Below are 5,182 nucleotides of genomic sequence, written 5' to 3'. Positions count from 1 at the left end.
CCTGGAAGGCATCGACCAGCGTGTGCGGCAGGTCCCGGATGAACCCCACAGTGTCCGACAGCGACACACTGCGCTGGGCATCCTCGAGGAACATCTGGCGCGTCGTCGTGTCGAGCGTGGCGAACAGCTGGTCTGCCGCGTAGGTCTGCGCCTTGACCAGCGCGTTGAACAGCGTGCTCTTGCCCGCATTGGTGTAGCCCACCAGCGAGACACGGAAAGTGCCCTGGCGTTCACGCGCCTTGCGCTGCGTGCCGCGCTGGCGCTTGACCTTGTCGAGCCGTTCCTTCACAGCCTTGATGCGCACGCCGATCATGCGCTTGTCCAGCTCGATCTGGGTTTCTCCGGGACCACCGCGCAGACCAACGCCACCACGCTGCCGCTCCAGATGGGACCAGCGGCGCACGAGGCGGGTGGAGAGGTATTGCAGACGCGCGAGTTCGACCTGAAGCTTGCCTTCATGGCTGCGCGCGCGCGCGCCAAAGATTTCGAGGATGAGCGCGATGCGGTCGAGCACCTCGACGCCGATGTGGCGTTCGAGATTGCGTTGCTGGGCAGGACCCAGTGCCTGATCGAAGATCACGCACTGGGCGCCATGCTCAGCCACGACGAGCTTGATTTCATCGGCCTTGCCCGAGCCCACGAACAGTGCGGCATCGGGAGCACGACGGCGGGCGATGATCCGGGCAACCGGATCGTCGCCTGCAGACTGGGCCAGCAGGGCCAGTTCATCCAGCGTCGAATCGAAGGACGCGCCTGCGCCGAAATCGACCCCGACCAGAACAGCGCGTGGGAGAGGGGAAGAGTCCGTTGCAGTCAAGGTGCTTCGAGTTGACGCGTCTGGCTGGCCGCTGCGGGCGGTCAGCTGGCTTCCGGCGATTCTGCCGCGTGGAAGTTCACCGGACGACCCGGCACGACGGTCGAGATTGCGTGCTTGTAGACCATCTGGGTGACGGTGTTGCGAAGGAGAACCACATACTGATCAAAAGACTCGATGTGGCCCTGCAGCTTGATGCCGTTGACGAGGTAAATCGACACCGGAACATGCTCCTTGCGCAGCAGGTTGAGGAAGGGGTCTTGTAGCAGTTGCCCTTTGTTGCTCACGATATTCTCCGTGTTGGAAATGGAGTCTAAGAAGGCCCGCACGTTATCACACGCCCGGGACCACGATCCGACGGATCAGGAATCCTTTTCCGTGAAGGGATTGCGCGAGGCGCGCAACTCGATACGCAGCGGAGTGCCCACGAGCTTGAAATGCTCGCGAAAACGGCTCTCCAGATAGCGTTTGTACACGTCGGTGATGTGCTCCACGGCATTGCCATGGATCACGATCAACGGCGGGTTTTGTCCACCTTGGTGGGCATAACGCAGTTTGGGGCGCGAAACCCCTGCCCGCTTGGGCTGCTGGAAATCAACCGCCTCCTGCAACAGGCGCGTCAGTACCGGCGTGGGCAGCTTGCGCTTGGCCGACGCCCAGGATTCGTCAATGGCGCTCCAGAGCGGACCCAGCCCCTGGCGGCGCTTGGCGGAGATGTGCAGGATCGGCGCGAATTTCAGGAAAGCCAGCCGCTGCTCGATCGAACGCTGCAGCGTCTGGCGCTGGTACTCGTCGATGGCATCCCACTTGTTGATGGCGATGACCACCGCACGGCCTGCGTCGAGGATGTAGCCGGCGATGTGGGCGTCCTGGTCCGACACGCCTTCGGTCGCGTCGATCAGCAGCAGCACGACGTTGGCATCGCCGATGGCCTGCAGCGTCTTGACGACCGAGAACTTCTCGATCGACTCGAACACCTTGCCCTTGCGGCGCAGACCGGCGGTATCGATCAACTTGTACTGGCGGCCATTGCGCTCGAAGGGCACTTCGATCGCGTCGCGGGTCGTGCCGGGCAGGTCAAACGCCACGAGGCGCTCCTCGCCCAGCCAGGTGTTGATCAGCGTCGACTTGCCCACGTTGGGCCGACCACAGACCGCCAGACGGGTCGGGCGCTCCTCTTCGGGCAGGCTGTCGTCCTCATCCTCGGCCTCTGGCTCCAGCCCTTCCAGCGCCAGCTCGATCAGGCTGCGGATGCCCTGGCCGTGGGCCGATGAGACGGCCAGCGGCTCACCGATGCCGAGTTCATGGAACTCGGCCAGCTGTGGGCCGTCCTTCATGCCCTCGGCCTTGTTGGCGGCCAGCAGCACGCGCTTGCTGGTGGTGCGCAGGTAGCGGGCGATGTCGTGGTCCTGCGCAGACAAGCCGGCGCGGACATCGACGACGAAGATCACGGCATCGGCCTCGGCCACAGCCTGACGCGTCTGCTTGGCCATCTCCTGGAAGATGCCCGCGGTGCAGTCCGGCTCGAAGCCACCGGTGTCGATGACGATGAATTCATGGCCGGCCAGCGCACCATCGCCGTAATGGCGGTCGCGGGTCAGACCAGCGTAATCGGCCACGATCGCATCGCGGCGTCCAGTGAGTCGATTGAACAGCGTGGACTTGCCGACGTTGGGACGTCCGACGAGGGCAATCACGGGTTTCATGGGTCAGTTCCGATCTGTAGCAGTTGAATGGTTGTCATGGAAACACGGGCTCATTCCGGCCGGAACGCGAACACGTTGCCGGACCGGGTCACGGCCAGCATCGTCAGGCCGGAGCGCACCAGCGGCGCGATGATCGCGCTGCCATCGGTGGACAGGCGCAGCAACGGCTCGCCACGGTCCTGCGACAGGACGTGGAGCCAGCCCTCGCTGTCACCGAACACCAGCGTCGACCCGACAGCCAGTGGGGAGGTCAGACCGCGGTAGCGCAGCTTGTCCGAAGTCCAGGCCACATCCCCGCTGGCCCGGCGCCAGGCACTGATGCGATCGGTCGCATCCGCACCGGACACGAACTCGCCGCTGATCGCCAGCCCTTCGAAGCCGCCTTGCGGACGACTCCAGAGCACAGCATTGCGTTCCGCGTTGAGGCAGGTCACCGCCACCTGGAAGGCACGGGCACAGACGACCTCGCCGCCGCGCGCAGCCGGACCGACCAGGTCCGCCAGCCGCTCGACCTCGTTGGTGCCGCGCGGAGACGCCAGGGTGCTGTCCGAGCGCAAGGCGCCGGTGAGCGAATCGAGTGCCAGCAGGCGTGCGCCCATGCCCACCAGCAGAGTGTTGCGATACGCCAGCAGCACACCCGGCTGCGCCAGCGACAGGGCCTCACCCGATCGGCCCACGGTCCACAGACGACGGCCATCGAACACGTCAAAAGCCAGCACGCTGCGGTCCACAGCCTGGACGAACACCCGCTCGCCAGCCACCAGCGGCGCGGTGACCACCCGCGAATTGAGCCGGGTGCGCCAGATTTCGCGATCGCCGTCGATCACGACCAGCTCGTTGTTCCTGGTGACGACGGCCGCATGCCGTCCGTCACTGCCGACACCCGCCGACAGCGACGCACCGACCATCACCTGGCTGCGCACAGCCCCGGTCCCGATGTCCAGGCTGACGACACGTCCGTCTTCACCGACGAGCATGAAACGATCGCCGATCACGGCCACGGTCTGCCCGACCAGCGGCCGACCCAGGCTCTGGCGCCAGACCTGCTTGCCAGCGATCCGGGGCGTCAGCGGCTCCAGGGGCGTGGGCTTGGGCCGCTCGACCGTGGAGCACGCTGCCATCAGCAATGCCACGGCCACCGCAAGACAGCGCTGGACAGCGCTGTGGCCGCGCAGGTTCAGGGCGATCATTTGTCGGCTCCCGAGGCTGCGCCCTCTTCCTGGGGTGCAGCACCCAGCGCCACCAGCTTGGCTTCCACCAGACGGCGGTAGTCCACATCCTTGGCGAGCACCTTCCAGGACTGCTGGTAGGCCGCCACTGCCTCGGCAGGCTTGCCCTGCGCCTGCAGGATGTCACCGCGGCGATCCGCAGCCAGTCCGGCCCAGGACTCGGGCACGTCGCTGCCGACCAGTTTCAGGGCGTCGTCATAGCGCTTGGCCTCGAGATGCACCCCCGCCAGACGCAGGCGGGCAATCGCCCGGTATTCGTCTTCCTTGGCATTCGCTGCCACCCACTCCAGCGTGCCGCGCGCGGCATCTGCCTGGCCCTTGTCGAACTGCGCCTTGGCCGCCAGCAGCCCCCCCTGCTCAGCAAACGCGGTCGCCGGATAGCGTGCCTGCAGATCCGCCCAAATCTTGGTCACCCGGACGGCGTCGCCAGCCTGGGCCGAACGCTCCAGCTCGTCGTAGATGCCACCGGCCTTGGCGGCCTGGTCACGCTGCCAGTACTGCCAGCCGTTCCAGCCGGCATACGCCGTCAGCACGATCAGCAGCCCCCAGGTGAGCAAGTTGCCGAACTTGGCCCAGAACTGCTTGAGCTGGTCGAGCTGTTCCTGTTCTTCGAGATCGAGATGGGATGCCATGCGCGTTTGTCGGAGGTGTAACCGTGGAGGGTGGGATTATGCGGGTCGCGCTGGCGCGACGCCGGATCAGTCGGCGATCTCGGCCGACCAGGCGGTCACGTCGGCCAGCGGGCGCAGTGCCTGGGCGCGGCCGCCGTCGCGCAGCGGCTTCACGGCCACCATGCCTTGCGCAAGCTCATCGCCGCCGAACACCAGGGCATAGCGGGCGCCGCTGGCGTCGGCCTTCCTGAACTGGGACTTCATGCTGCCCGGGCCGTCCTTGCCGCCGGCGTGGAGCACGACCTTCAGACCCCGTTCGCGCAATGCCTCGGCCGTGACCATGGCCGTCGCCAGCGCAGCCGCGTCAGGCACGACGGCATAGGCATCCGGCACCTGGACCGGCACGGCCACGCCGCCCTCTTCCAGCAGCGCCAGCACGCGCTCGATACCCAGGCCCCAGCCCACGGCCGGCGCGGGCTTGCCGCCGATCTGCTCGATCAGGCCGTCGTAGCGCCCGCCGCCGCAGACCGTGCCCTGTGCGCCGAGGCGGTCGGTGACCCACTCGAACACGGTCAGGTTGTAGTAGTCCATGCCACGCACCAGACGCGGGTTGATGCGGTAGGGCTGACCAACCGCGTCCAGCACCGCACGCACTGCATCGAAATGCTTCAGCGACGCTTCACCGAGGAAGTCCATCAGCTTCGGTGCAGCTTCGACGACGGCCTGCATCGCCGGATTCTTGGTGTCGAGGATGCGCAGCGGGTTGCTGTGCAGGCGGCGCTTGGCTTCCTCGTCCAGCACGTCGGCGTGTGCTTCGAAGTG

General features: G+C 66.2%; 6 protein-coding genes. All 6 read right to left on the bottom strand.

Annotated features, from left to right (window positions below; translation table 11 throughout):
* Nucleotides 1–817: GTPase HflX (hflX, locus tag AB3X43_RS17520; RefSeq protein ID WP_369431149.1), on the bottom strand; the 817-nt coding region annotated here is incomplete at its 3' end.
* A 41-nt stretch (nucleotides 818–858) separates the two neighbouring features.
* Nucleotides 859–1,101 carry an RNA chaperone Hfq gene (hfq, locus tag AB3X43_RS17515; protein ID WP_179635053.1) on the bottom strand — a complete coding sequence of 81 codons (243 nt, stop codon included), beginning with the start codon at nucleotides 1,099–1,101 and terminating at the stop codon, nucleotides 859–861.
* A 75-nt stretch (nucleotides 1,102–1,176) separates the two neighbouring features.
* Nucleotides 1,177–2,520 carry a ribosome biogenesis GTPase Der gene (gene der / locus AB3X43_RS17510; protein ID WP_369431148.1) on the bottom strand — a complete coding sequence of 448 codons (1,344 nt, stop codon included), beginning with the start codon at nucleotides 2,518–2,520 and terminating at the stop codon, nucleotides 1,177–1,179.
* A gap of 50 nt (nucleotides 2,521–2,570) precedes the next feature.
* Nucleotides 2,571–3,710, bottom strand: coding sequence for an outer membrane protein assembly factor BamB (locus tag AB3X43_RS17505; protein WP_369431147.1), 1,140 nt, complete (start codon nucleotides 3,708–3,710; stop codon nucleotides 2,571–2,573).
* A complete protein-coding gene (locus tag AB3X43_RS17500; RefSeq protein ID WP_369431146.1) occupies nucleotides 3,707–4,381 on the bottom strand; it encodes a YfgM family protein in 675 nt (224 codons plus the stop codon). Before AB3X43_RS17500 ends, AB3X43_RS17505 begins: the two co-directional genes overlap by 4 nt.
* Nucleotides 4,382–4,447: 66 nt before the next feature.
* A partial coding sequence (locus AB3X43_RS17495) for a histidine--tRNA ligase (protein WP_369431145.1) occupies nucleotides 4,448–5,182 on the bottom strand: 735 nt, incomplete at its 5' end.

Origin of the sequence: Sphaerotilus sp., assembly GCF_041083715.1 — a bacterium.
In the GTDB taxonomy this organism is placed as follows: domain Bacteria; phylum Pseudomonadota; class Gammaproteobacteria; order Burkholderiales; family Burkholderiaceae_C; genus Sphaerotilus.
This window is presented reverse-complemented; position numbering and strand designations above follow the sequence as displayed.

Coding starts and splice junctions, on each gene's coding strand:
- der (WP_369431148.1), bottom strand. CDS start 2,520: ATGAAACCCGTGATTGCCCTCGTCGGACGTCCCAACGTCGGCAAGTCC.
- AB3X43_RS17505 (WP_369431147.1), bottom strand. CDS start 3,710: ATGATCGCCCTGAACCTGCGCGGCCACAGCGCTGTCCAGCGCTGTCTT.
- AB3X43_RS17500 (WP_369431146.1), bottom strand. CDS start 4,381: ATGGCATCCCATCTCGATCTCGAAGAACAGGAACAGCTCGACCAGCTC.